Here is a 22,555-nt window from a genome sequence, read left to right as displayed (position 1 = left end):
TCCAAACCGCGCCTCAACGGCTTTCGTCTATCTTGAGCTCCGGATCATTCGAGACGGTCGGGTACATGGGCAAAGAGCCAGCGGCAGGACAGGATCGCGCGGGGCACGGCAAGCGGGGCCTCGTTGCCCGCTTCCTGCACGAGCGCAGCGGCAGCACGGCGATCGAATTCGTCATGCTGGCGATCCCCTTCTCCATGCTGGTCTTCGCCATCCTCGAAAGCAGCATCGCCTTTGCCGGCCAGCAGGTGCTGGCCAATGCGGCCGACGAGGTCGCGCGCCAGCTCCGCACCGGCCAGATCAAGGCGGCGGACGCCACCGAAATCACGGTCAAGAAGATGATCTGCGACAGGCTCGAGATCCTCGTCGCCAAGGATTGCCCGGGACTTCTGGTCGACCTGCGCAGCTACGGCACCTTCGCCGACGCCGCCAAGGTCAAGGTCAAGTTCACCTCCGACAGGGACATCGACACCACCGGCTTTACCGTCAAGCCGGGCCCGTCGATGTCGAAGAACATGCTGCGCGTGTTCTACAAGTGGCCGGTCATCACCGACTTCATGCGCGCCTCGATGTCCAACCTGAAGGGCGGCAACACGCTGCAGTTCGCGACGGTCACCTGGCAGAACGAACCGTTCAACGACTGAATTTCGATCCGTTCGGAACCGACAGGGAAAAAGGCGAGACATGTCGAGCAGGGCCAGAGTGCTCTCGATGCTGAAGCGATGGGGCGGCGCCGCGCGGGCGCTGGCCGCCGACAGGCGCGGCATCGCGGCGGTCGAGTTCGCCTTCGTCGCGCCGCTGCTCCTGGCGCTCTATTTCGTCACCATGGAAGTCTCCCAGGCGATCGAGACGAACAAGAAGGTGAGCCGCATCGGCTCGATGGTCGCCGACCTCATCACCCAGCAGCAGTCGATCACCAAGTCGGAGATCGACGCCATCATGAAGATCGGCGAGTCGATCCTGCAGCCCTACAACCGCAGCGTCGGCAAGATCGTGGTGACGGCAATCGACATCACCAGCGACGCAACGCCCAAGGTCCAGGTGGCCTGGTCGCGCAAGCTCGTCGACGGCACGGCGGGCGTGGGAGCGGCCAAGGGGACGCCCACCACCGTCCCCGACGCGCTCAAGGTCGCGGGCACGTTCCTCATCCGCGTCGAAAGCGATCTCGCCTACAAGCCGGTGATCACCTGGGCGGCCGAGGACAAGCCGGTGCTCGGCCTTGCGGCCGCCTTCGACGGCATATCCATGAACGAGACCTACTATCTGCGCCCGCGCATGAGCCAGAGCATCGGCTGCGGCGACTGCTGACGGCCGTCGTCAGTCGCCGCGGTCCGGTCGTCGCGCCGGATAATTGCCAAGTTGCGGCCCGCAACTTATGTCTGTCGGGAATATCCCAACCGTGAGCCCGACCCCGATGGCGCGTGCATTTGTCTTCGTCCTGGATTCCTTCGGCATCGGCGGCGCTGCCGACGCGGAGCGTTTCGGCGACGCGGGCGCAGACACGTTCGGCCATATCGCTGCGGCCTGTACTGCCGGTCGCGGCGACCGCGACGGCCTGCGCAGCGGCCCGCTCGCCCTGCCGAACATGACGGCCCTCGGACTCGGCCGCGCCGCCAGGCTGGCCACGGGCTTCGAATACGACGCCTCTGCCGCGCTCGGGCCCGGCGCCTTCTTCGGCGCAGCGCAGGAGGTCTCGAGCGGCAAGGATACGCCTTCGGGCCACTGGGAGATCGCCGGCGTGCCGGTCACCTTCGACTGGGGCTATTTTCCGCAGACCGTGCCCGCCTTCCCCACGGCACTGACCGAGGCGATCATCCGCGAAGGCAAAGTGCCGGGCATCCTCGGCGATTGCCACGCCTCCGGCACCGAGATCATCGAGCGCTTCGGCGAGGAGCACATCCTGACCGGCAAGCCGATCTGCTACACCTCGGTCGATTCGGTACTGCAGATCGCCGCCCACGAAACCCATTTCGGCCTCGAGCGGCTCTACGCACTCTGCAAGGTGGTGCGCCACCTCGTCGATCCGCTGAATATCGGCCGCGTCATCGCCCGCCCCTTCGTCGGCGAGACCGTTGCCACATTCGAGCGCACGCCCAACCGCAAGGACTATGCGACACCGCCGCCGGAGCCGACCCTGCTCGACCGGCTGACCGGGCGCGGCAGCAAGGTCATCGCCATCGGCAAGATCGGCGACATCTTCGCCCATCGCGGCATTTCCGAGGTGCGCAAGGGGGTCGGCAACATGGCCATGTTCGACAAGGCGCTCGGCGCGATGGACGACGCCGCGGACGGCGACTTCGTGTTCGCCAACTTCGTCGACTTCGACACCGAGTTCGGCCATCGCCGCGACGTGCCGGGCTATGCCGCAGCCCTCGAGGCCTTCGACAGGCGCGTGCCCGAAGCCCTGGCCAGGCTCGGGCCCGGCGACCTGATGCTCTTCACCGCCGACCATGGCAACGACCCGACCTGGCGTGGCACCGACCACACGCGCGAGCGCATCCCGATCATCGGCATGGCGCCGGGCCTCGCCGGCGGCGATGTCGGGCTGAGGCCCACCTTCGCCGACATCGGCGCCACCGTCGCCGAGCATCTCGGCCTTGCGCCGGGGCGCCACGGTACCCCCTTCCTGAGGACGATCGCCGCCCATGCCTGAACTGCCCGAGGTGGAAACCGTCCGGCGCGGCCTGCAGCCGGTGATGGAGGGCGCGCGCATCGAGCGCGTCGAGACGCGACGCCCTGACCTGCGCTTTCCCTTCCCCGAGCGCTTTTCCGAACGCCTCGCCGGCCGTCGCATCGCCTCGCTCGGCCGACGCGCCAAGTATCTCACGGCCGACATAGACGACGGCCCCACGCTCATCTGCCACCTCGGCATGTCAGGCTCCTTCCGTATCGAAACCGACACGGACGGCTCGACGCCGGGTGCCTTCCATCACGAGCGGCCGAAGGCTGCAGCGCACGACCACGTCGTCTTCCACGTCGCCGACGCCAAGGGCGCACCGGCACGCGTCATCTTCAACGACCCGCGGCGCTTCGGCTTCATGCTGTTTGCCGAGCGGGACGCAGGCGTCCACCCGATGCTCGCCGGCCTCGGGGTCGAGCCCACCGGCAACAGCCTGGACGGCGCCCTCCTGGCGGAGCTGTTCCGCGGCAAGAAGGCGCCGCTCAAGGCCGCCCTGCTCGACCAGCGCCTGATCGCCGGCCTCGGCAACATCTATGTATGCGAGGCACTGTGGCGCGCGGGGCTTGCGCCCACGCGCGCGGCGGGCACCATCGCCGGCAACGGCAAGGTCGCCCGCGAACGCGCCAACCTGCTCGCCACCTCGATCCGCGAGGTGATCGCCGAAGCGATTGCCGCCGGCGGCTCGTCGCTGCGCGACTATGTCCACACCGACGGCTCGCTGGGCTACTTCCAGCATTCGTTCTCCGTCTACGACCGCGAGGGCGAGGCCTGCGCGCACAGCGGCTGTGCCGGCCATGTCGAGCGGATCGTCCAGAGTGGGCGCTCGACCTTCTATTGCCGTCACTGCCAGCGGTAAGCTAGAGCGGGTATCGAACCCGGTGGCTTCGCAAAGGGAGAGCGGCATGGCCTATGAAACGATCCTCGTGGAAAAGCGCGGCAAGGTCGGGCTGATCACGCTCAACCGGCCGAAGGCGCTCAACGCGCTGAACTCGCAGGTGCTCGGCGAGCTTCTCGCCGCGACCGCCGCGTTCGACGCCGACGACGGCGTCGGGGCCATCGTCATCACCGGCTCGGAAAGGGCCTTCGCCGCCGGTGCCGACATCAAGGAGATGCAGGCCAAGACCTACGTCGACGCCTACATGGAAGACTTCTTCTCCGGCTGGGAGGCCTTCACCCGCAACCGCAAGCCGATGATCGCCGCGGTCGCCGGCTATGCGCTCGGTGGCGGCTGCGAACTGGCCATGATGTGCGACTTCATCATCGCCGCCGACACCGCCAGGTTCGGCCAGCCCGAGATCACGCTGGGCGTCATGCCCGGCATGGGCGGCTCGCAGCGGCTCACCCGCTTCGTCGGCAAATCGAAAGCGATGGACATGTGCCTGACCGGCCGGATGATGGATGCCGCCGAAGCCGAGCGCTCCGGCCTGGTGTCGCGCGTCGTGCCGGCGACCGACCTGCTCGAGGAAGCGATGAAGGCGGCGTCCAAGATCGCCGACTTCTCGCTGCCGGCGGTGATGATGTGCAGGGAGGCCGTCAATCGCTCCTACGAGCTCACGCTCGCCGAAGGGCTGCGCTTCGAGCGCCGCGTCTTCCACTCGATGTTCGCGCTCGAGGACCAGAAGGAAGGCATGGCGGCCTTCGCCGAGAAAAGGTCTGCGAATTTCCGCAACCGCTGATCTGAATCGCGTTGACGCGCCGGGCAAGCTGAACTATAAGCCGCACCAACCGAGGCGGCCTCAGGGACGCCCGAGCAGTTTTTGCGCTCCGCGGGAACCCGCTCGCGCCACCACAGAGATCAACAGAGAGGCACAATGGCCAACACCTCCTCGGCCAAGAAGGCTACCCGTAAGATTGCCGCCCGCACCGCGGTCAACAAGAACCGCCGTTCGCGCGTCCGCACCTACCTCCGCAAGGTCGAGGAAGCCCTGGCCTCCGGCGACAAGGCCGCAGCGCAGGCCGCCTTCATCGCCGCGCAACCGGAACTGATGCGCGCCGCCACCAAGGGCGTGCTGCACAAGAACACCGCCTCGCGCAAGGTTTCGCGGCTGGCACAGCGGGTCAAGGCGCTCTCCGCCTAAGCCCTGCAAGCGATTGGATTTCTGAAGAACCCGGCCTAACCAGCCGGGTTTTTCTTTTGCCGAAATGGGCCTGGAAAAGGGGGCCGGAAGAGGCAACTAGATGTGCCGCAATGATACATGAAACTTTGCCGGCATATGCGGTTATTCTTATAAGTACAACCGCCACAGGTGGCTTCGACCCGGACTCACCGTGACAGAAATTTCCCTTTGAATTCAAACACTTGCCAACAGTCATCCACAGGTTGTTCAACCTCGCCCCGGGCTGCGGGGGACAAGTTGGTGTCAAGCGGATTCTTTTAAAAATTTTTCCTGCGGGGCGCGTTTTTTTTCGCTTCTCGCAAAAGGGTTTGAATCACAAGGGCTTTGCTTGAGAAGAGGATCGGAACGGCCACTGAATCCGGCTCGGAGCAAACCAGATTCATTAAAAATGGGTTAGACCCGCCCTTGCCGTGTCCACAGCGATTTTTGTAAGGTCTGTCCATCGAAGAGACGGGCACGAAGCCCTCTGCCAAGCCTTAAAAATCGGCGGCGTCCTCGGCGTGGATAGAATCCGCGATCGGGGGAGGTGTGCCTGCTTCGTAATACTTGGGGTGTGTGGGGATAAGACATTATGGCGACTTGTAGCGCGCCGGCGTCTTCGCCGGACGTTAATGTATTTGCCTGTAGCTGCCGCCCCCGCAGCGAGAGTCTCCCTGCTCGGCCATAGGGCCTGGGGAGACACGATTGGGGCTCGGCCGATAGCGGCCTGCTTCCCAGAAGAACTTTCCGGTGGAGGTGCGAGCGGCGCACCCCCGCATGGGCAACGAGGACCGAAGGTTAGGGATCGCAAATATGCAAAGCGGCATCGAAAGCGAAGCAAAAGCGGGCTTTCTTTTTACCGGCGAACTGATCGAGGGCAATGAAGTGGCAGCCGTCAGCGCCGCGGAGAAGATCTTTGACAGGGTCAAGACGCAGCTCCAGGCTCGCCTGGGCAGCGAAGTCTTCTCGAGCTGGTTCGGCCGCATGAAGCTTGCGGAAGCTTCCAAGGGCGTGGTGCGCCTGTCGGTGCCGACCGCCTTCCTGCGCTCCTGGATCAACAGCCACTACCTCGATCTGATTTCCGAGCTCTGGCGCCAGGAAGAGCCCGAGTTGCTGAAGCTCGAAGTCATCATCCGCACGGCGACGACACGCGCGGCGCGCCCCGCCAGCGAAGGCGATGCGGCCGCCCTGCGCAACAAGCCGGTGCGCCAGGCCCAGAGCGCGCTGGCCACCAGCACCGTGGCCGCCGGCCGCGTCGAGCGCCCCGCCCCTGCCCGCAGCGGCGCGGCGGAGCCGGAGTTCAAGCAGAGCGTGCTCGGCTCGCCGCTCGACCCGCGCTACACCTTCCAGTCCTTCGTCGAGGGTCCGTCGAACCGGGTGGCGCTGGCTGCGGCGCGCGCCGTGGCGGAATCGAACTCGCGCTTCAACCCGCTGTTCCTCCACGCCACCGTCGGCCTCGGCAAGACCCACCTGCTGCAGGCGATCGCGGCCGAGTCGCTGCGCCAGAACCCGAAGTCGCGCGTCGTCTACCTGACCGCCGAATACTTCATGTGGCGCTTCGCCACCGCCATCCGCGACAACAACGCGCTGACGCTCAAGGAGCAGCTGCGCGACATCGACCTGCTGATCATCGACGACATGCAGTTCCTGCAGGGCAAGTCGATCCAGCATGAGTTCTGCCATCTCATCAACATGCTGCTCGACAGCGCCAAGCAGGTGGTGGTCGCGGCCGACCGTCCGCCGGCGGAGCTGGAATCGCTCGAGCCGCGCGTCCGCTCGCGCCTCAACGGCGGCGTGGCGCTGGAGATGTCGGCGCCCGATCTCGCCATGCGCCTGGGCATGATCCAGCTGCGCTATGCCGGCGCGAAGGCCGAGGACCCGAACCTCAACATCGGCGAGGACGTGCTTGCGCATGTCGCGCGCACCGTGACCGGCAGCGGCCGCGAACTCGAGGGCGCCTTCAACCAGCTGGTCTTCCGGCAGTCCTTCGAGCCGCAGCTGTCGATCGAGCGCATCGACGAGATCCTCGGCCACATCTACCGCACGGGCGAGCCCAAGCGCGTCCGCATCGAGGACATCCAGCGCATCGTCGCCCGCCACTACAACGTGTCGAAGACGGAGCTTCTGTCGAACCGCCGCACCCGCACCATCGTCAAGCCGCGCCAGGTCGCCATGTATCTCTCCAAGGTCATGACGCCGCGCTCGCTGCCCGAGATCGGCCGGCGTTTCGGCGGCCGCGACCACACCACGGTGCTGCACGCCGTGCGCAAGATCGAGGACCTGTCGGGCGGCGACAACACGCTGGCGCAGGAGCTCGAGCTGCTGAGGCGGCTGATCAACGACCAGGCCTGATCCTTTGCCGGGGCGGCACGGCCGCCCTTGGCGGGGACTTATCCCCAGAGCGCCCGCGCCACTGCCCCAAAAGGCTGCGCGGGCTTGCCTTTCCGGGGATTTTACTGTCAGACTCGGCAGAATTCCGATCGTGTTGCGGGCTTTCCCCGGGCGCAGTTCGAGCCCGCGAGCCCGCACCTTCAAATAAGCGAGCCTGTTTCGTCATGCGTGTTATCCTGGAACGCTCCAACCTGTTGAAGTCGCTGAACCACGTGCACCGCGTGGTCGAACGGCGGAACACGATCCCGATCCTGTCCAACGTGCTGTTGCAGGCGGACGGCGCGAGCCTGGAGATGAAGGCGACCGACCTCGACCTCGAGGTCTCGGAGGCCACCCCCGCCAATGTCGAGCGTGCGGGTGCCACCACCGTGCCCGCGCATCTGCTCTACGACATCGTGCGCAAGCTGCCCGACGGCGCCGAGGTGATGCTCAAGACCGACGAGGACGGCAACGCCATGTCGGTGATCTCGGGACGCTCGAGCTTCCGGCTGCAATGCCTGCCGCAGTCCGACTTCCCCGAGCTGTCGGCCGGCTCCTTCTCGCACATCTTCCGGCTCGACGCCCAGGCGCTCAAGGGCCTGATCGACAAGACCCAGTTCGCCATCTCGACCGAGGAGACGCGCTACTACCTCAACGGCATCTTCCTGCACACGCTGGAAAGCGCCGGCAAGCTGATGCTGCGCGCGGTCGCCACCGACGGCCACCGCCTCGCCCGCGCCGAGGTCGAGGCGCCTGCGGGCTCCGAGGGCATGCCGGGCATCATCATCCCGCGCAAGACGGTCAGCGAGATCCAGAAGCTGCTCGACGCCCCCGACGTGGCGGTGACCACCGAGCTGTCCGACACCAAGATCCGCCTGACCATCGGCAGCGTGATCCTGACCTCGAAGCTGATCGACGGCACCTTCCCCGACTACCAGCGCGTCATCCCGAGCGGCAACGACAAGAAGCTGACCATCGACCGCCAGAGCTTCGCTGCCGCCGTCGACCGCGTCTCCACCATCTCGTCCGAGCGTGGCCGGGCAGTGAAGCTCTCCATCGCCGACGGCCAGGTGACGCTTGCCGTCAACAACCCCGATTCGGGCAGCGCGACGGAAGAACTCGCCGCCGACTATTCGGCCGACCCGATCGAGATCGGCTTCAACGCCAAGTACCTGCTCGACGTCGCCGCCCAGCTGTCGGGCAGCGAGGCGCGCTTCATGCTGGCGGATGCCGGATCGCCCACGCTCATCCACGACACAGCCGACGAGAACGCTCTCTACGTGCTGATGCCGATGCGCGTGTAGCGCCCGCACGCCCGTGCAGGACCTCGAAACGGGGGCGACGCCGAAACGCATCCCCTCGACGCATATCCGCAAGCTCGTGCTGACGGATTTCCGCAACTACGGCTTGCTTTCGCTCGACCTCAGGCCGGGCGCAGTGGTGTTCACCGGCGAGAACGGCGCCGGCAAGACCAACCTGCTCGAGGCGATCTCCCTGCTCACGCCGGGGCGCGGCCTGCGCCGGGCGCCCTACACCGACGTGGCGCGCGAGGGCAGCTCCGGCGCGTTCGCCGTGCATGCAACGATCGACGGCCCGCTGGGCGATGTCGAGATCGGCACCGGCACCGCGCCGGAGGCCGCCGGCGAGGCGGGCAGGCGCGTGCGCATCAACGGCGCGACCGCCAAGTCGGCCGACGAGCTGCTCGAATGGCTGCGCGTCGTCTGGCTCACCCCGTCGATGGATTCGCTGTTCACCGGGCCGGCCGGCGACCGCCGCCGCTTCCTCGACCGGCTGGTGCTGGCGATCGACCCGGCGCACGGCCAGCGCGCGCTCGACTATGAAAAGGCGATGCGCGGCCGCAACCGGCTGCTGTCGGAAGACCGCCGCGACCGCTCCTGGTTCGAGGCGATCGAGACCCAGATGGCCGAGACTGGGGCGGCGATCGCCGCAGCGCGCGTCGAGATGGTGCGGCTGTTGACGGCCATGATCGGCCGTCTGCCCGAGACCGGCCCCTTCCCCCAGGCGGACCTGGCGCTGTCCGGCACGCTGGAAGAGCGAATCGGCGAGATGCCGGCGGTCGAGCTGGAAGAGCATTTCCGCCGGGCGCTGGCCGACGGGCGCGAGCGCGACCGCGCCGCCGGCCGCACGCTCGAAGGCCCGCACCGCTCCGACCTTCTCGTCCGACACCGGCCGAAGGCGACGCCGGCGGAACTCTGCTCCACCGGCGAACAGAAGGCGCTTCTGGTCGGCATCGTCGTCTCGCACGCACGCCTGACCGGCGAGATGGCGGGTGCGGCACCGATTCTGCTGCTCGACGAGATCGCCGCCCATCTCGACGCCGGCCGGCGGGCAGCACTTTTCGCCATCCTCGAAGACCTCAACTGCCAGGCGTTCATGACCGGCACCGAGCCGGCGCTGTTCTCCAGCCTCGCGGGCAAGGCGCAGTTCCTGACCGTCGAACACGGCAGCGTGCGGCCGACCGATCTCTGAGGCTGCAGTGCAGCGCCGTAACACAGCCTGACAAGCCCGGTTCGCGCCTATATGCTCCGGCCATGAACCAGGCCGCCCCCCTCTCCCCCGAAGAACTCGAACGTTACGCCCGCCACATCGTGCTGCCGGAGATCGGCGGCCCGGGCCAGCAGAAGCTGAAGCGCGCCCGCGTGCTGGTGATCGGTGCCGGCGGGCTCGGCGCGCCGGTGCTCGAATATCTCGCCGCCGCCGGCGTCGGCACGCTCGGCATCGTCGACGACGATCACGTGTCGCTGTCCAACCTGCAGCGCCAGGTGATCCACGACACCCAGTCGGTCGGTCAGTCCAAGGCCGGGAGTGCGGCCGCTGCGATCGGCCGCATCAACCCGCATGTGGCGGTCGAGCTGCACAAGCTCAGGCTGACCGAAGCCAATGCCGGTGAGTTGGTTGCCGCCTACGACGTCGTCGTCGACGGATCCGACAATTTCGAGACGCGCTATGCGCTGGCGGACGCCTGCGCCGCATGCGAGCGGCCGCTGGTGCATGCCGCCGTTGGCCGCTTCGACGGCTCGATCACCGTGCTGAAGCCGTTCGAGACCGCCCCCGACGGCCGCCGCAACCCTTCCTATCGCGACCTTTTCCCCGAGCCGCCGCCGCCGGGCCTGGTGCCGTCCTGCGCGGTGGCCGGCGTGCTCGGCGCGCTGACCGGCGTGATGGGCACGCTGCAGGCGATGGAGGCGATCAAGCTCATCACCGGCATCGGCGAGCCGCTGGTCGGCCGCCTGCTGCTCTACGATGCGCTCGGCGCCCGCTTCGACACGGTGCGCTACAAGGCGTCCTGAGCATGGCCGACGTGACCATTTCCCGCCTCCCCGAGGACTTTTCGGCCTGGGACGAGTTGCTCGGCCTCATCAGGCGCTGCTTCGCCTACATGGACGGGGTCATCGACCCGCCGTCCTCGGCGCACAAGCTCACGCCCGAGGGCCTGCGCCGGAAGGCGGGGCAAGAAACCTGCTTCATCGCCACTGCCGACGGCCGCCTCGCCGGCTGCATCTTCGTCGCCGAACGGACCGACGCCTTCTATGTCGGCAAGCTCGCCGTCGACGAGCATGCGCGCGGCGCGGGCCTCGGCCGGCGGCTGCTGCAGGCGGCCGAGCGCCACGCCATCGAGCACGGCAAGCCGGTGCTCGAGCTGCAGGCGCGAATCGAACTCGTGGCCAACCACGCCGCCTTCGCCCGGCTCGGCTTCGTCGAGGTCGAACGCACGGCGCATGAGGGATACGACCGGCCGACCTCGCTCACGCTGCGCAAGCGCCTCTCATAGGGCAGTTCCAGGAAAAGTGCGCGGCGGTTTTCCGGCCGGAATTGCGTCAAGGCAAAGAGATAGAGCGTTTTCGCGATTCGGGGAAAAGCGGAAGCGCTGAGAGCGTCGGCGACGACGGCGGGATTGCAGCCTATACCCTGACGAACGTCAGGTAGGCCGGCACGCGGTTCTCGCGGATGGCCTTGGCCTCGTAGCGGGTGCGGGTCCAGCCGTCATAGGGCCTGTGCCAGTCCTGGGCGTCGGCCGCCTGCCAACCGAAGCCCGGATGGGCGCGGCAGTGCAGCAGCGTCCAGTTGACATAGGTGTCGATGTCGGAGGCGAAGCGGAATTTTCCGCCGCGCTTCAGCACGCGGGCGAAGCGGTCGAGATTGGCCGGGCTGACGAAGCGCCGCTTCCAGTGCTTCTTCTTCGGCCAGGGATCGGGGTAGAACAGGTCGATGCCGTCGAGCGACGCCTCCGGCAGCCAGTCGAGCAGCTGCGTGGCGTCTTCGTCATAGAGGCGGATGTTGAGCTGGGGGTGCTCGTCGAGCGCCGCCGTCATCTTGGCCATGCCGTTGACGAAGGGCTCGACGCCGATGAAGCCGGCGTCGGGCATGTTGGCGGCGATATGGCGAAGGTGCTCGCCGGCGCCGAAGCCGATCTCGAGCCGCACCTTCGAGACCGGCGCCTCGAACAGCGTGATCAGGTCGGCGGGGGCCGGCGTCGCGAGGTCCAGGCCGAAGCGGGCGAGCCCCTTTTCAAGGGCGGCCGCCTGGTGCGGGCGGACAGGCTTTCCGCGCCGCCGGCCGAAGAAGGCTTCGCTCGTGCGGCTGCGGCGCGGTTCCTGTTCCATCGACAAACGCCGGTCGCCTCAGGCGGCGACAGCTTCCTTGCTGGCGACGGCATCCTTGATCGCCTTGACCAGGTCGGTCTTCTCCCAGGAGAAGGATCCGTCGCGGCCGGCCTTGCGGCCGAAATGGCCGTAGGACGAGGTCTTGGCGTAGATCGGCTTGTTGAGGTCGAGGTGGCGGCGGATGCCCGACGGCGACAGGTCCATGACATCGCGCAGGGCTTCCTCGAGCGCTGCCTCCGACACCTTGCCGGTGCCGTGCAGGTCGACATAGACCGACAGGGGCTGGGCCACGCCGATGGCGTAGGACAGCTGGATGGTGCAGCGGTCGGCGAGCCTGGCGGCAACCACGTTCTTGGCGAGGTAGCGCGCCGCATAGGCGGCCGAGCGGTCGACCTTGGTGGTGTCCTTGCCCGAGAAGGCGCCGCCGCCATGCGGGGCAGCACCACCGTAGGTGTCGACGATGATCTTGCGGCCGGTCAGGCCGGCGTCGCCGTCGGGGCCGCCGATCACGAACTTGCCGGTCGGGTTGATATACCAGTTGCAGTCCTTGGCGATCTCGAGGTCGCCGAGTGCCTCGCGGATGTAGGGCTCGACCACCTTGCGCACCTTGGCCGAATCCCAGCTGTCGTCGAGATGCTGTGTCGACAGCACGATCTGGGTGACGTCGTGGGCCTTGCCGTCGCGGTAGCGCACGGTGACCTGGCTCTTGGCGTCCGGGCCGAGCTTGCCGGCGTCGCCCTTGCCCTCGTGGCGGGCGGCGGCGAGCAGCTCGAGGATCTTGTGGCTGTAGTAGATCGGCGCCGGCATCAGGTCCGGCGTCTCGCGGCAGGCATAGCCGAACATGATGCCCTGGTCGCCCGCGCCTTCTTCGCCCTGGCGGTCGGCGGCATTGTCGACGCCCTGGCCGATGTCGGGCGACTGGCCGTGCAGCAGCACGTCGATCTTGGCGGTCTTCCAGTGGAAGCCGGCCTGCTCGTAGCCGATGGCGCGGATGGCCTTGCGGGCCACGGCCTTGAACTTCGACGGATTGACGACCGGGTGGCCGGCGGCGTCCTTGACGATCTCTCCGTTCTTGTCCTTCTTGAGCAGCGTATCGGGCACGCGAACTTCGCCGGCGATCACGACGCGGTTGGTCGTCGCGAGCGTTTCGCAGGCGACGCGGACCTTCCACGGATCCATGCCGGTCTTCTTGGCTTCTCGGTAGACGAGATCGACGATCTCGTCGGAAATTCGGTCGCACACCTTGTCGGGGTGACCTTCGGATACGGATTCGGATGTGAAGAGATAGTTCTGCCGCGACACGGGATGTCCCCTCTTGGAAAGCGGCCGGCGCGATGCCGACCATTTGGCGCGGCCATGTGTTAGCGAAGCCTGCCGGAACTCGTCAAGCAGGCTTTTCGCCACGTAAGGCAGGTTATTGCAATGCGTTGCGACGGCGCATCGCCGTCGCACGGTGTCACTGCTCGTCGTCGTCGGCCAGGACCTTGGCCAGTTCGATCACCTTGCGCCGGACTTTCGGGTTGGAAATGCGGGCAAAGGCACGGTTGAGCTGGAGGCCCTCGGCGCTCGAAAGGAAATCGACCACGAAGCTGGTGGAAGCATCCTCGGCCAGCCCCCTGTGCTCGGTGCCTTCCTGGCCAGGAGCATCCTCGAAGAAGAATGCGACCGGCACGCCGAGGATCGAAGCTATGGCCTGCAGGCGGCTTGCTCCTACTCGATTCGTGCCTTTTTCATACTTCTGGATCTGCTGGAAGGTAATTCCCAGGCTTTCGCCCAGCTTCTCTTGGCTCATTCCTAACATATTGCGTCGCAGGCGAATTCGTCCACCGACGTGAACGTCGGTAGGATTTGGTTTTTTCTTGTTTTCTTTTTCCACTGTCTTTCCTCGCCGGATTATTCCAGCATTATTATTGGGCAGATGCCCGTTTCAGGGCCGGTTGATCTTTCGGATACCGATGCCGACCGGAACGGCCTGAAGCCGCGCGACAGCATATGAGTTTCTAACAACCACAGTGTCAATTCGCCCTGAGCCTCTGCCTCAGCTTCAGGCCGCCTGCCGCAACGGCAAACCCCAACATGATCAGGAAACCGTTAACACGCCACGGTTGCGACGGCGCGGCGCTCGACGCGTCCACCGGAAGCGAGAAATCGATGATGCCGCGAGTATTCATCGCAAGTGCATCCACAGCTCGCCCGAACGGATCGACAATGCCGGAAATCCCTGTGTTGGCCGCGCGCAGGACCGGCATTCCATTTTCCACGGCGCGGATCTGCGACTGCCGGAAATGCTGGTATGGGCCGGGCGTGTCGCCAAACCATGCGTCGTTTGTAACATTTACAATAATCTGCGTTGACGCTGCGTCAACAGCGACGAGCTCGGGAAAGATTATTTCGTAACAAATGTAGGCCGCCGCCTTGAGTCCGCCAGGCAGGTCGAAGGGGCGACGGCTCGTGCCGGCTTCGAAATTCATCGGTCCGGCAACCAGTTGCGTCAGCCCGACACGCGCCATCAGATCGGCAAGGGGTATGTACTCGCCGAACGGCACGAGGTGCACCTTGTCGATGGCGCCGACGATCTCGCCCTTGTCGTTGATGCTGGCGACGGAGTTGTAATAGAGCGTCTCCCCGCCCGAGCCGTTCTCGGCGCGCACGGTGCCGGCCATCAGCATCTGGCCCTCGCCCAGCATCTCGCCGATGGCGACCAGCCCGTCGGGGCGTTCGGAGAACAGGAACGGCACCGAGGTCTCCGGCCAGACGATCAGCTGCGGCTTGTTGGCGCCGGCCTTCGGCGCCTCGCTCGAAAGCTTGAGCAGGTCGGAGAAGATGCGCTCGCGGACTCGGCCGTCCCATTTTTCCGACAGGTCGATGTTGGGCTGGACGATGCGGACGTCGAGCGTGCGGCCTGCGGGCGCTGCCGGAGCCGACAGCCGCAGATAGCCGTAGCCGGCATGCGCGGCTGCCAGCAGCACCGCAAGCGCCGCGCCGAGCTTCAGGTTGCGGCCGTCGGCCAGCAGCGCCGGCATGGCGAAGACGAAGACGGCCAGCACGTTCATGCCCGTCGTGCCCACCACCGACACGCTCTGCATCAGCAGCGGAATGGGCATGGCGCCGAAGCCCACGGGAATCCACGGGAAGCCGGTGAAGACGAAGGTCCGCAGCCACTCCATCAGGCCGAAGGCGAAGGCAAGCGCCACGACCCGGCCGATGCCGGCGCTCCAGAACAGCCGCGCGATGGCCGCGGCAAAGCCGTAGAAGAACGACAGTATCAGCGGAATGCCGACGACGGCGAAGGGCAGCGCCCAGGCAAAGCTTTCGGCTTCCACCAGAAGGGCGCCGCCGATCCACCACAGCCCGGCCAGGAAATAGCCGAAGCCGAACCACCAGCCTGTCGCGAATGCCGGCCTGAGTCGGCGCAAGGCGCCCGCCGGGGTGTCGGCGACCGCGCCGTCGATCAGCCACACCAATATGGGGAAGGAGAGGAACCCGGCGAAGAAGAAGTCGTACGGCGCCTGCGCCAGCACGGCGACGGCGCCCGCCAGGAACGCCGTCAGGTTTCTCCTCCAGCCAGAAAGCAGAATTATCCGTCCCGCAAAGCGCACCATTCGTCCCCCCTCAGCAGCAATTGGAACGAAGATGTAGCAGCAGGAAAATGCGGCGCCATAGGGGACGCGGCGCCGCAGGGGGCACTACGCCTGCTCGACCTTGGCGCGGCGGCGGCGCTCGCCCTTCTGGACATGGACGATACGGACGCGCTTGACCCGGCGCGGGTCGGCGTCGAGCACGTGGAACTCGAAGCCGGGGATCGCCTGCACCACCTCGCCGCGGGCGGGCACCCGCCCGAGCGCATTGAAGATCAGTCCGCCGATCGTGTCGACATATTCGGCGTGCTCGCCGGGCGAAAATTCCTCGCCGAGCACCTTGGCCACTTCCTCGATCTCGGCCTTGCCGTCGACCACATAGACGCCGTCGCCGGCCTGGGTGATCATAGGCTCGTCGTCGTCGTGTTCGTCCTCGATGTCGCCGACCACCATCTCGACGATGTCCTCGAGCGAGACCAGGCCGTCGGTGCCGCCATATTCGTCGATGACCAGCGCCATCTGCGTGCGTGTCGCCTGCATGCGTTGCATGAGGTCGGAGGCGAGCATCGACGGCGGCACGAACAGCACCGTGCGGATGAGGTTGAGCTCGCCGATGCTGCGGTTGAGGTCGACCTGGGCGAGGTCGAGCTGCGCATCGGCGGCCTGGGCCTTGCGCGACCTGCCCTTCTTGACGCGGGCGCCGCGAGTGATGTGGGCGAGGATGTCGCGGATGTGGACCATGCCGCGCGGGTCGTCGAGGGTCTCGACATAGACCGGCATGCGCGAATGGCCCGACTGCTCGAAGACGCCGAGCACTTCGCCGAGTTTGGTGTTGAGTTCGATCGCCTCGATGTCGGCCCTGGGCACCATCACATCCTCGACCCGCACCTCGCGGAGCCTCAGGATGTTGTTGAGCATGGCGCGCTCGCCGGGCGAGAAGGATTCGGCGTCGCTCGCCGTATCGGCCAGCGCGTCGGCGATCTCGTCGCGGATGTTGCTGCCGTTGCGGTGCCGGAACAGCCTTGTCAGCCGCTCGATGAAGGACGGCCGCTCGGCCTGCGGTTCATGCGCCGAATGCGGCGCGGTGCTCGTACTAGGTCCGTCTTCGGCCTGTTCGGAGGCTCTTGCCGCAGGCCCCGGCTCGGGAGAGGCGGCAATCTCAGGTTTCTCGTTCATCGTCTTCCGGTCGATTGTTCGTCCCTGTTACGCGTAGGGATCGGGAATGGCAAGCCTGGCAAGCGCCCGGCGCTCCAGCGCTTCCATCTCCTCGGCCTCCTCGTCGGTCTCGTGATCATACCCCAAAAGATGCAGGAGTCCGTGGACAATGAGATGGGTGATGTGGTTTTCGAGCGGCTTGTCCTCTTCCGCCGCCTCGCGCGCCACGGTCTCGCTGGCGAGCACGATGTCGCCGAGCATCGGCGGCAGCGGGTCGCCGGGCGCGATCGGAAAAGCCGGGAAGGACAGCACGTTGGTCGGCTTGTCCTTGCCGCGCCACTCGGCATTGAGCCTGCGAATGCTCTCGTCGTCGGTGAAGACGAGGCTAAGCTCGACGCCCTGCGCCATGTCTGCCCCCGCTTCGGCGAGCGCTGCGGGCACGGCGCGTTCGACCAGCGCGCGGAGTTCGTCCTCCCCCGCCCAGGCGCCCGCCTCGACCATCAGGTCGATGTCGAGTTCGACGCCCGCGGCGGCGGGCCGTTGCGTGCTGGACATGCGACGGTTCCGATCAGTCTTCGCCGGCGAGGCCGCGGGCCATCTTGCCGTCGCGGTCGTAGGCCCTGACGATCTCGGCGACGAGCGGATGACGGACCACGTCGGTGTCGTTGAAGCGCACCGTCACCGCCCCCGGCACGCCGTCGAGGATGCGCAGCGCCTCGACCAGGCCCGACTTGGTGTTGGGCGGCAGGTCGATCTGCGACGGGTCGCCGGTGACGATCATGCGCGAGTTCTCGCCCAGGCGGGTGAGGAACATCTTCATCTGCATCGAGGTGGTGTTCTGCGCCTCGTCGAGGATGACGGCGGAATGCGCCAGGGTGCGGCCACGCATGAAGGCCAGCGGCGCGATCTCGATCACCTCGGCGGCGATGGCGCGCTCGACCTTGTCGGCCGGCATCATGTCGTAGAGCGCGTCGTAAAGCGGCCTGAGATAGGGGTCGACCTTCTCCTTCATGTCGCCGGGCAGGAAGCCGAGGCGCTCGCCCGCCTCCACCGCCGGCCGCGACAGGATGATGCGCTCGACCATGCCGCGCTCGAGCAGCATGGCGGCGTGCGCGACCGCCAGATAGGTCTTGCCGGTGCCGGCCGGGCCGATGCCGAAGACCAGCTCCGAGCGCTCCAGCGCCCGCATGTAGGCGTCCTGGTTGAGCGAGCGGGCATAGATGGTGCGCTTGCGCGTCGAGATCTGGGCGGCGGCCATCTTGCCCTTGCGCTCGAGCGTCGGCAGGGTGAGCTGGTCGTCGGGGGCGACCGCCATGCGGACGGCGCCGTCGACATCGGATTGCGCCACCTCGCCGCCCTTCTGCAGGATCCCATAGAGGTGGTCGAGCGCCCGCCGCGCCTGCTCGGCGGCGGTGGCGCTGCCCTTGATGGTCAGCTGGTTGCCGCGCGAGCGGATGTCGACGCCGAGCTTCTGCTCGAGCCGCGCCAGGTTCTCGTCGAACTGGCCGTAAAGCGCACTGGCAAGCTTGTTGTTGTCGAAGGTCAGTACGATGTGCGCCATGTCAGACGCCCCGGAGGGCAGGTTCTTGAGTTCAGCAGCGCTCAACCGTCTCTCCTCATCTGCCGAACGGATCAGACCGTCTCGGCGAACAGGCTGTTGGTGCCCGTCTTCGTGATTCGCACATCAACAATGTCACCGATTTCGCCGGCCTTTTCATCAACAATCACGGGCTGGAGCCAGGGCGAACGGCCGACGACCTGGCCTGGCTCGCGGCCCGGCTTCTCGATCAGCGTCGACATGGTCCTGCCGACCAGCCCATTGGCAAAGACGTGCTGCTGCTCGGTGATCAGCGCCTGCAGGCGCTGCAGCCGCTCGTCCTTCACCTTTTCCTCGACATGGCCGCCCATCTCGGCGCCCGGCGTACCGGGACGCGGCGAATATTTGAACGAGTAGGCCGAGGCGTAGTTGGTGGCGCGGATGATCGCAAGCGTCGCCTCGAAGTCCGCGTCGGTCTCGCCGGGGAAGCCGACGATGAAGTCGCCGGACATGGCGATGTCGGGGCGCGCCGCACGGATGCGGTCGATCAGCCTGAGATAGTCTTTCGCCGTATGCTTGCGGTTCATCGCCTTGAGGATGCGGTCGGAGCCCGACTGCACCGGCAGGTGCAGATAGGGCATCAGCACTGCGAGGTCGCGATGTGCCGCGATCAGCTCGTCATCCATGTCGCGCGGGTGGCTGGTGGTGTAGCGCAGCCGCGCCAGGCCCGGGATTTCGGCCAGCCGATAGAGCAGCCGGCCGAGCCCCCATTCGCTGCCGTCAGGGCCTTCGCCGTGCCAGGCATTGACGTTCTGGCCGAGCAGCGTCACCTCGCGCACGCCGGCCTCGGCCAGTCGCTCGGCCTCGGCGACGATCTGGGCGACCGAACGCGACACTTCCGAGCCGCGCGTATAGGGCACCACGCAGAAGGTGCAGAACTTGTCGCAGCCTTCTTGCACGGTCAGGAAGGCGGTGACGCCGCGCCTGGCGACCTCGGCCTTCCTCGGCGCGGGCAGGTGCTCGAACTTGTCCTCGAGCGCGTATTCAGTCTCGACCACCTTGTGGCCGCCGCGCGCCTTCCTCACCACCTCGGGCAGGCGGTGATAGGTCTGCGGGCCGACCACGAGGTCGACCGCCGCGGAACGGCGGATGATCTCCCGGCCTTCGGCCTGGGCGACGCAGCCGGTGACGCCGACCACCATCTCGCGGCCGCGGGCGGCACGTTCGGCCTTGAGCTTGTTCAGCCTGCCGAGTTCGGAATAGACCTTCTCGGCCGCCTTCTCGCGGATGTGGCAGGTGTTGAGGAGCACCAGGTCGGCATCCTCGATGGTCTCGGTGGCCGAATAGCCGTCCGCGGCGAGCGCATCGTTCATGCGCTGCGAGTCGTAGACATTCATCTGGCAGCCATAGGTCTTGATGAAGACCTTCCTGGCCGCGTCCGCGCCTGCCGCGGCGGCTTCGCCCGCCGGCATGATTTCAGAGATATCGTCGAGTTCCATGCGGCGGCTATTAGACCATTTCCGCGGCAAAAAACAGACGATGATGGCCGCGCGTCCGGCCGGCCCGGCTAGCGCGCCGGATGCGGCGCGGCCAGCGACTGCAGCATCATCGTGCGCACCCGCTCCTCCATCAGCCGCGTCGCCTCCTTGCGGCTCGACCTGGCCGAAAAATCGATCGGCTCGCCAAAGCGTATCTCGACGTCGAGCCCACCTTCGGCCAAGAGCTGGCCGACATGCGGCACCAGGTCCATGTCGCCGATCCAGCTGGCGATCGGGCGGTGCTGGCGGCCCAGCGGCAAGCCGTGGATACGGGTGTAGGCGATCGACACCGGCTGGATGACGACGTGCTCGGCAGCCCCCTCGGCGATCGCCATCGAGGCCGCGCCGAACAGCGTGCTCTTGAACGGCAGGAGCAGGTTGCCGTCGCCGGTGCTGCCCTCGGCGAACAGCACCATGGCGTCGCCGGCCGCCAGTCGCCGGGCGATCTCGCTCGCCTGGTCGCCCGACTTGCGCTTGCGCTCGCGCTCGATGAACACGGTGCGCTGCAGCCGCGACAGGAAGCCGAAGACCGGCCAGCCATTCAGCTCCGACTTGGCGATGAAGGTCACGTCGAACCGCGACCCGAGCGCCATGATGTCGGTCCACGAGATATGGTTGGAGGCGATCATCAGCGGCCGGGTCTTGACCATCTCGCCGACGACGCGGACGCGCATGCCGAGCGCCCAGAGCATGGCGCGGTGCCAGATCTTGAGGATCACGGTTTCCGGCCACAGGCCGGTCTTCATCGAGATGACCTGCAGCGGCACCAGAACCAGCGAGGCCGCGACCATCCATGCCAGCGCCAGCCCTGTGCGGATCTTTCCGATCATGTAGCGCCTGACACCCTCGATTGACCGGGCATCTGGCTAGCGAAGATCGAGCCGCATGACAAGCGCGCCGGTCGCGCCTTGCGCCGACTGGTAATAGTTCGGGCGCTTGCCGACCTCGTGGAAGCCGAACTTGCGGTAGAGGCCGATCGCCGGCGCATTGGTCTCGTCGACCTCGAGGAACAGCGCCTCGGCGCGCTGGCCATGCAGCTCGCGCAGCACCGCGTCCATCAGGCGCCAGCCGAGCCCGTGCCGGCGGTGGCTGCGGGATACGGCGATGGTCAGGATCTCCGCCTCGCCGGCGGCCAGGCGCGCCAGCACGAAGCCGGCGGGTGCTGCGCCACCCTGGCCTACCTCGCGCACGGCAAAGCCGAACACCGTGTCCTGTTCGAGCAGCGCCGAAAACTCCTCGCCCGACCACGGGCGCACGAAGTCTTCGCGGTGCAGCGGGGCGATGGCGGCACTGTCCTCGATCGTCAGGGGCTCGAGCGCATAGTCGCGGCGGCGCGGCCAGAAAGGCAATTTCATTTCTCTTCCCTCGGCAGCACGAAGCCGGCCTGCGGCTTGGCGTCCGGTGCTCTCAGATAGACCGGTTTCGGGCGCTCGGCGGGGGTCTTGGCGGCGGCAATGCGCGCATAGGTCCCGATATCGGCAGTGGCAAGCATCGGTCCGAACCCGAATGGCTTGTCGGTCGCCGCTGCGTCGGCAACCATGCGCGCTGCGGTGCCTACGAGCGCGATTGGCCCGGAAGCAGCGATGGCAGCGGCGTCAGTCAGGCTCAGCACCACGGGCTCGCGCAGCACAGCCCCGGTCTCGTCATAGAGGCCGGCATGGATTTCCTCGCGCCCGGCGTCGAGCACCGCAAACACCCTGCGCGGCCCAAGCGCATCGCGCGTCTCCCGGGCCAGCGCTTCGAGCGTGGTGACGCCGACCGCCGGCACCTTCAGCGCCAGCGAGAAGCCGCGCGCGGCCGAAACGGCGACCCGCACGCCGGTGAACGAGCCCGGACCGGTCGAGACCGCGATCCTGCCGAGATCGGCATATGCCTTGCCGGCCTGACCAAGCGCCTCGTCAATCACGGCCATCAGGTGCTCGGCATGGCCCTTGCCGAGATCGCGGACGGAGCGGCCCAGCTCGCGATCGGCGTCAGCGTCGTAGACACTGGCGGCACACAGGCTCGCGGCGCAATCGATGGCGAGCAGGATCATGGTGTGCTCCGGGAAGAATGTCGGAGGGTAGCGCGTTGCACGCCCCCCTCTGCCCTGCCGGGCATCTCCCCCACAAGGGGGGAGATCAGGCCTGCGCGAGCGTCTCGGCAGACACTCTTGCTGAAATGAACCCGCCCCCCTTTGGTCACGGCTGGCGGCTGCAGCTGCCAATCTCCCCCCTTGTGGGGGAGATGGCCGGCAGGCCAGAGGGGGGCGTGAAGAAACGCTGTCATGCGGAATAGGTTACCACGGACTGCCTAGCATTCCGTTGGCAATGCTCAGCCTTTCGCCTTCGCCTTGAGCTCCAGCCTGCGCTTGTGCAGGACCGGCTCGGTGTAGCCGTTGGGCTGGGCGCGGCCTTCGAAGACGAGGTCGCAGGCGGCACGGAAGGCGGTCGACTGGTCGAACTCCGGCGCCATCGGGTGATAGAGCGGGTCGCCGACATTCTGGCGGTCGACGATGGCCGCCATGCGCTGAAGCGAATCCATCACCTGGATGTGCGAGCAGACGTCGTGGCGCAGCCAGTTGGCGATGTGCTGGGAGGAGATGCGCAGCGTGGCGCGGTCTTCCATCAGGCCGACGTCGTTGATGTCGGGCACCTTCGAGCAGCCGACGCCCTGGTCGATCCAGCGCACCACGTAGCCGAGGATGCCTTGCGCGTTGTTGTCGAGCTCGCGCTGGATCTCGTCGGGCGTCCAGTTGGGACGGACAACGACAGGCACCGACAGGATGTCGTCGAGACGCGCCTTGGGCCGGCTCTTCAGCTCAGCCTGCACCTGGTGCACGTCGACCTTGTGGTAGTGGGTGGCATGCAGGGTGGCTGCCGTCGGCGACGGCACCCAGGCGGTGTTGGCGCCGGCCTTCGGGTGGGCGATCTTCTGCTCCAGCATCGCCGCCATCAGGTCCGGCATCGCCCACATGCCCTTGCCGATCTGGGCATGGCC

Annotated in this window: 22 protein-coding genes and 1 pseudogene; 11 read left to right on the top strand and 12 right to left on the bottom strand. The window is 66.7% G+C overall.

Annotated features, from left to right (window positions below; translation table 11 throughout):
* The first annotated feature begins 65 nt into the window (after positions 1-65).
* From PV773_RS16340 to PV773_RS16290, 11 genes are all read left to right on the top strand, one after another.
* Positions 66-641 (top strand): TadE/TadG family type IV pilus assembly protein, encoded by a 576-nt coding sequence (locus PV773_RS16340; RefSeq protein ID WP_347967367.1) that lies wholly within the window; start codon positions 66-68, stop codon positions 639-641.
* A 67-nt stretch (positions 642-708) separates the two neighbouring features.
* Positions 709-1,305: a TadE/TadG family type IV pilus assembly protein gene (locus tag PV773_RS16335; protein ID WP_347967480.1), complete on the top strand. Its 597-nt coding sequence runs from the start codon at positions 709-711 to the stop codon at positions 1,303-1,305.
* A gap of 106 nt (positions 1,306-1,411) precedes the next feature.
* Positions 1,412-2,650, top strand: a complete 1,239-nt coding sequence (locus PV773_RS16330) for a phosphopentomutase (protein ID WP_347967366.1) — start codon at positions 1,412-1,414, stop codon at positions 2,648-2,650.
* Positions 2,643-3,533: a bifunctional DNA-formamidopyrimidine glycosylase/DNA-(apurinic or apyrimidinic site) lyase gene (gene mutM, locus PV773_RS16325; protein ID WP_347967365.1), complete on the top strand. Its 891-nt coding sequence runs from the start codon at positions 2,643-2,645 to the stop codon at positions 3,531-3,533. The genes PV773_RS16330 and mutM overlap by 8 nt, the downstream gene beginning before the upstream one ends.
* Positions 3,534-3,579: 46 nt before the next feature.
* Positions 3,580-4,353 (top strand): enoyl-CoA hydratase, encoded by a 774-nt coding sequence (locus tag PV773_RS16320; protein ID WP_347967364.1) that lies wholly within the window; start codon positions 3,580-3,582, stop codon positions 4,351-4,353.
* 135 nt (positions 4,354-4,488) lie between these two features.
* Positions 4,489-4,755, top strand: coding sequence for a 30S ribosomal protein S20 (gene rpsT, locus PV773_RS16315; protein WP_340036100.1), 267 nt, complete (start codon positions 4,489-4,491; stop codon positions 4,753-4,755).
* 831 nt (positions 4,756-5,586) lie between these two features.
* Positions 5,587-7,125: a chromosomal replication initiator protein DnaA gene (gene dnaA / locus PV773_RS16310; RefSeq protein WP_347967363.1), complete on the top strand. Its 1,539-nt coding sequence runs from the start codon at positions 5,587-5,589 to the stop codon at positions 7,123-7,125.
* A gap of 203 nt (positions 7,126-7,328) precedes the next feature.
* Complete coding sequence (gene dnaN / locus PV773_RS16305) at positions 7,329-8,447, top strand: DNA polymerase III subunit beta (protein ID WP_340036098.1); 1,119 nt, start codon at positions 7,329-7,331, stop codon at positions 8,445-8,447.
* A gap of 49 nt (positions 8,448-8,496) precedes the next feature.
* The gene (gene recF, locus PV773_RS16300) at positions 8,497-9,633 is read left to right on the top strand and encodes a DNA replication/repair protein RecF (protein WP_347967479.1); all 1,137 of its coding nucleotides are present in this window, start codon (positions 8,497-8,499) and stop codon (positions 9,631-9,633) included.
* Positions 9,634-9,695: 62 nt separating this feature from the next.
* On the top strand, positions 9,696-10,454 hold the full coding sequence (locus PV773_RS16295; RefSeq protein WP_347967362.1) for a molybdopterin-synthase adenylyltransferase MoeB: 759 nt from the start codon (positions 9,696-9,698) through the stop codon (positions 10,452-10,454).
* Positions 10,455-10,456: 2 nt separating this feature from the next.
* Positions 10,457-10,936 (top strand): GNAT family N-acetyltransferase, encoded by a 480-nt coding sequence (locus tag PV773_RS16290; RefSeq protein WP_347967361.1) that lies wholly within the window; start codon positions 10,457-10,459, stop codon positions 10,934-10,936.
* Positions 10,937-11,066: 130 nt separating this feature from the next.
* Here the strand turns inward: PV773_RS16290 and PV773_RS16285 are convergent, their stop codons facing one another.
* The 12 genes and pseudogenes from PV773_RS16285 to PV773_RS16230 all read right to left on the bottom strand — a co-directional run.
* Positions 11,067-11,768 (bottom strand): tRNA (guanosine(46)-N(7))-methyltransferase TrmB, encoded by a 702-nt coding sequence (locus PV773_RS16285; RefSeq protein WP_347967360.1) that lies wholly within the window; start codon positions 11,766-11,768, stop codon positions 11,067-11,069.
* A gap of 18 nt (positions 11,769-11,786) precedes the next feature.
* The gene (gene metK, locus PV773_RS16280) at positions 11,787-13,070 is read right to left on the bottom strand and encodes a methionine adenosyltransferase (RefSeq protein WP_347967359.1); all 1,284 of its coding nucleotides are present in this window, start codon (positions 13,068-13,070) and stop codon (positions 11,787-11,789) included.
* Positions 13,071-13,224: 154 nt separating this feature from the next.
* Positions 13,225-13,644 carry a helix-turn-helix transcriptional regulator gene (locus tag PV773_RS16275; protein WP_347967358.1) on the bottom strand — a complete coding sequence of 140 codons (420 nt, stop codon included), beginning with the start codon at positions 13,642-13,644 and terminating at the stop codon, positions 13,225-13,227.
* A gap of 139 nt (positions 13,645-13,783) precedes the next feature.
* Positions 13,784-15,370, bottom strand: a complete 1,587-nt coding sequence (gene lnt, locus PV773_RS16270; protein WP_347967357.1) for an apolipoprotein N-acyltransferase — start codon at positions 15,368-15,370, stop codon at positions 13,784-13,786.
* A gap of 84 nt (positions 15,371-15,454) precedes the next feature.
* Positions 15,455-16,522 (bottom strand): hemolysin family protein, encoded by a 1,068-nt coding sequence (locus PV773_RS16265; RefSeq protein WP_347967356.1) that lies wholly within the window; start codon positions 16,520-16,522, stop codon positions 15,455-15,457.
* A 27-nt stretch (positions 16,523-16,549) separates the two neighbouring features.
* A complete protein-coding gene (gene ybeY / locus PV773_RS16260) occupies positions 16,550-17,056 on the bottom strand; it encodes an rRNA maturation RNase YbeY (protein ID WP_347967355.1) in 507 nt (168 codons plus the stop codon).
* Positions 17,057-17,069: 13 nt separating this feature from the next.
* The gene (locus tag PV773_RS16255) at positions 17,070-18,107 is read right to left on the bottom strand and encodes a PhoH family protein (RefSeq protein ID WP_347967354.1); all 1,038 of its coding nucleotides are present in this window, start codon (positions 18,105-18,107) and stop codon (positions 17,070-17,072) included.
* 26 nt (positions 18,108-18,133) lie between these two features.
* Positions 18,134-19,510 carry a tRNA (N6-isopentenyl adenosine(37)-C2)-methylthiotransferase MiaB gene (miaB, locus tag PV773_RS16250; protein WP_347967478.1) on the bottom strand — a complete coding sequence of 459 codons (1,377 nt, stop codon included), beginning with the start codon at positions 19,508-19,510 and terminating at the stop codon, positions 18,134-18,136.
* Positions 19,511-19,605: 95 nt separating this feature from the next.
* Positions 19,606-20,406 carry a lysophospholipid acyltransferase family protein gene (locus PV773_RS16245; protein WP_347967353.1) on the bottom strand — a complete coding sequence of 267 codons (801 nt, stop codon included), beginning with the start codon at positions 20,404-20,406 and terminating at the stop codon, positions 19,606-19,608.
* A gap of 36 nt (positions 20,407-20,442) precedes the next feature.
* Positions 20,443-20,931 (bottom strand): N-acetyltransferase, encoded by a 489-nt coding sequence (locus tag PV773_RS16240; RefSeq protein WP_347967352.1) that lies wholly within the window; start codon positions 20,929-20,931, stop codon positions 20,443-20,445.
* The gene (gene tsaB, locus PV773_RS16235) at positions 20,928-21,611 is read right to left on the bottom strand and encodes a tRNA (adenosine(37)-N6)-threonylcarbamoyltransferase complex dimerization subunit type 1 TsaB (protein ID WP_347967351.1); all 684 of its coding nucleotides are present in this window, start codon (positions 21,609-21,611) and stop codon (positions 20,928-20,930) included. Before tsaB ends, PV773_RS16240 begins: the two co-directional genes overlap by 4 nt.
* A gap of 278 nt (positions 21,612-21,889) precedes the next feature.
* Positions 21,890-22,555, bottom strand: a pseudogene (locus PV773_RS16230) (malate synthase G); the annotation flags it as partial.

Source organism: Mesorhizobium sp. CC13 (assembly GCF_039907765.1).
Lineage (GTDB): Bacteria > Pseudomonadota > Alphaproteobacteria > Rhizobiales > Rhizobiaceae > Aminobacter.
The sequence above is the reverse complement of the archived record's forward strand: the minus strand, read 5'-3'. Positions and strand labels throughout refer to the sequence as shown.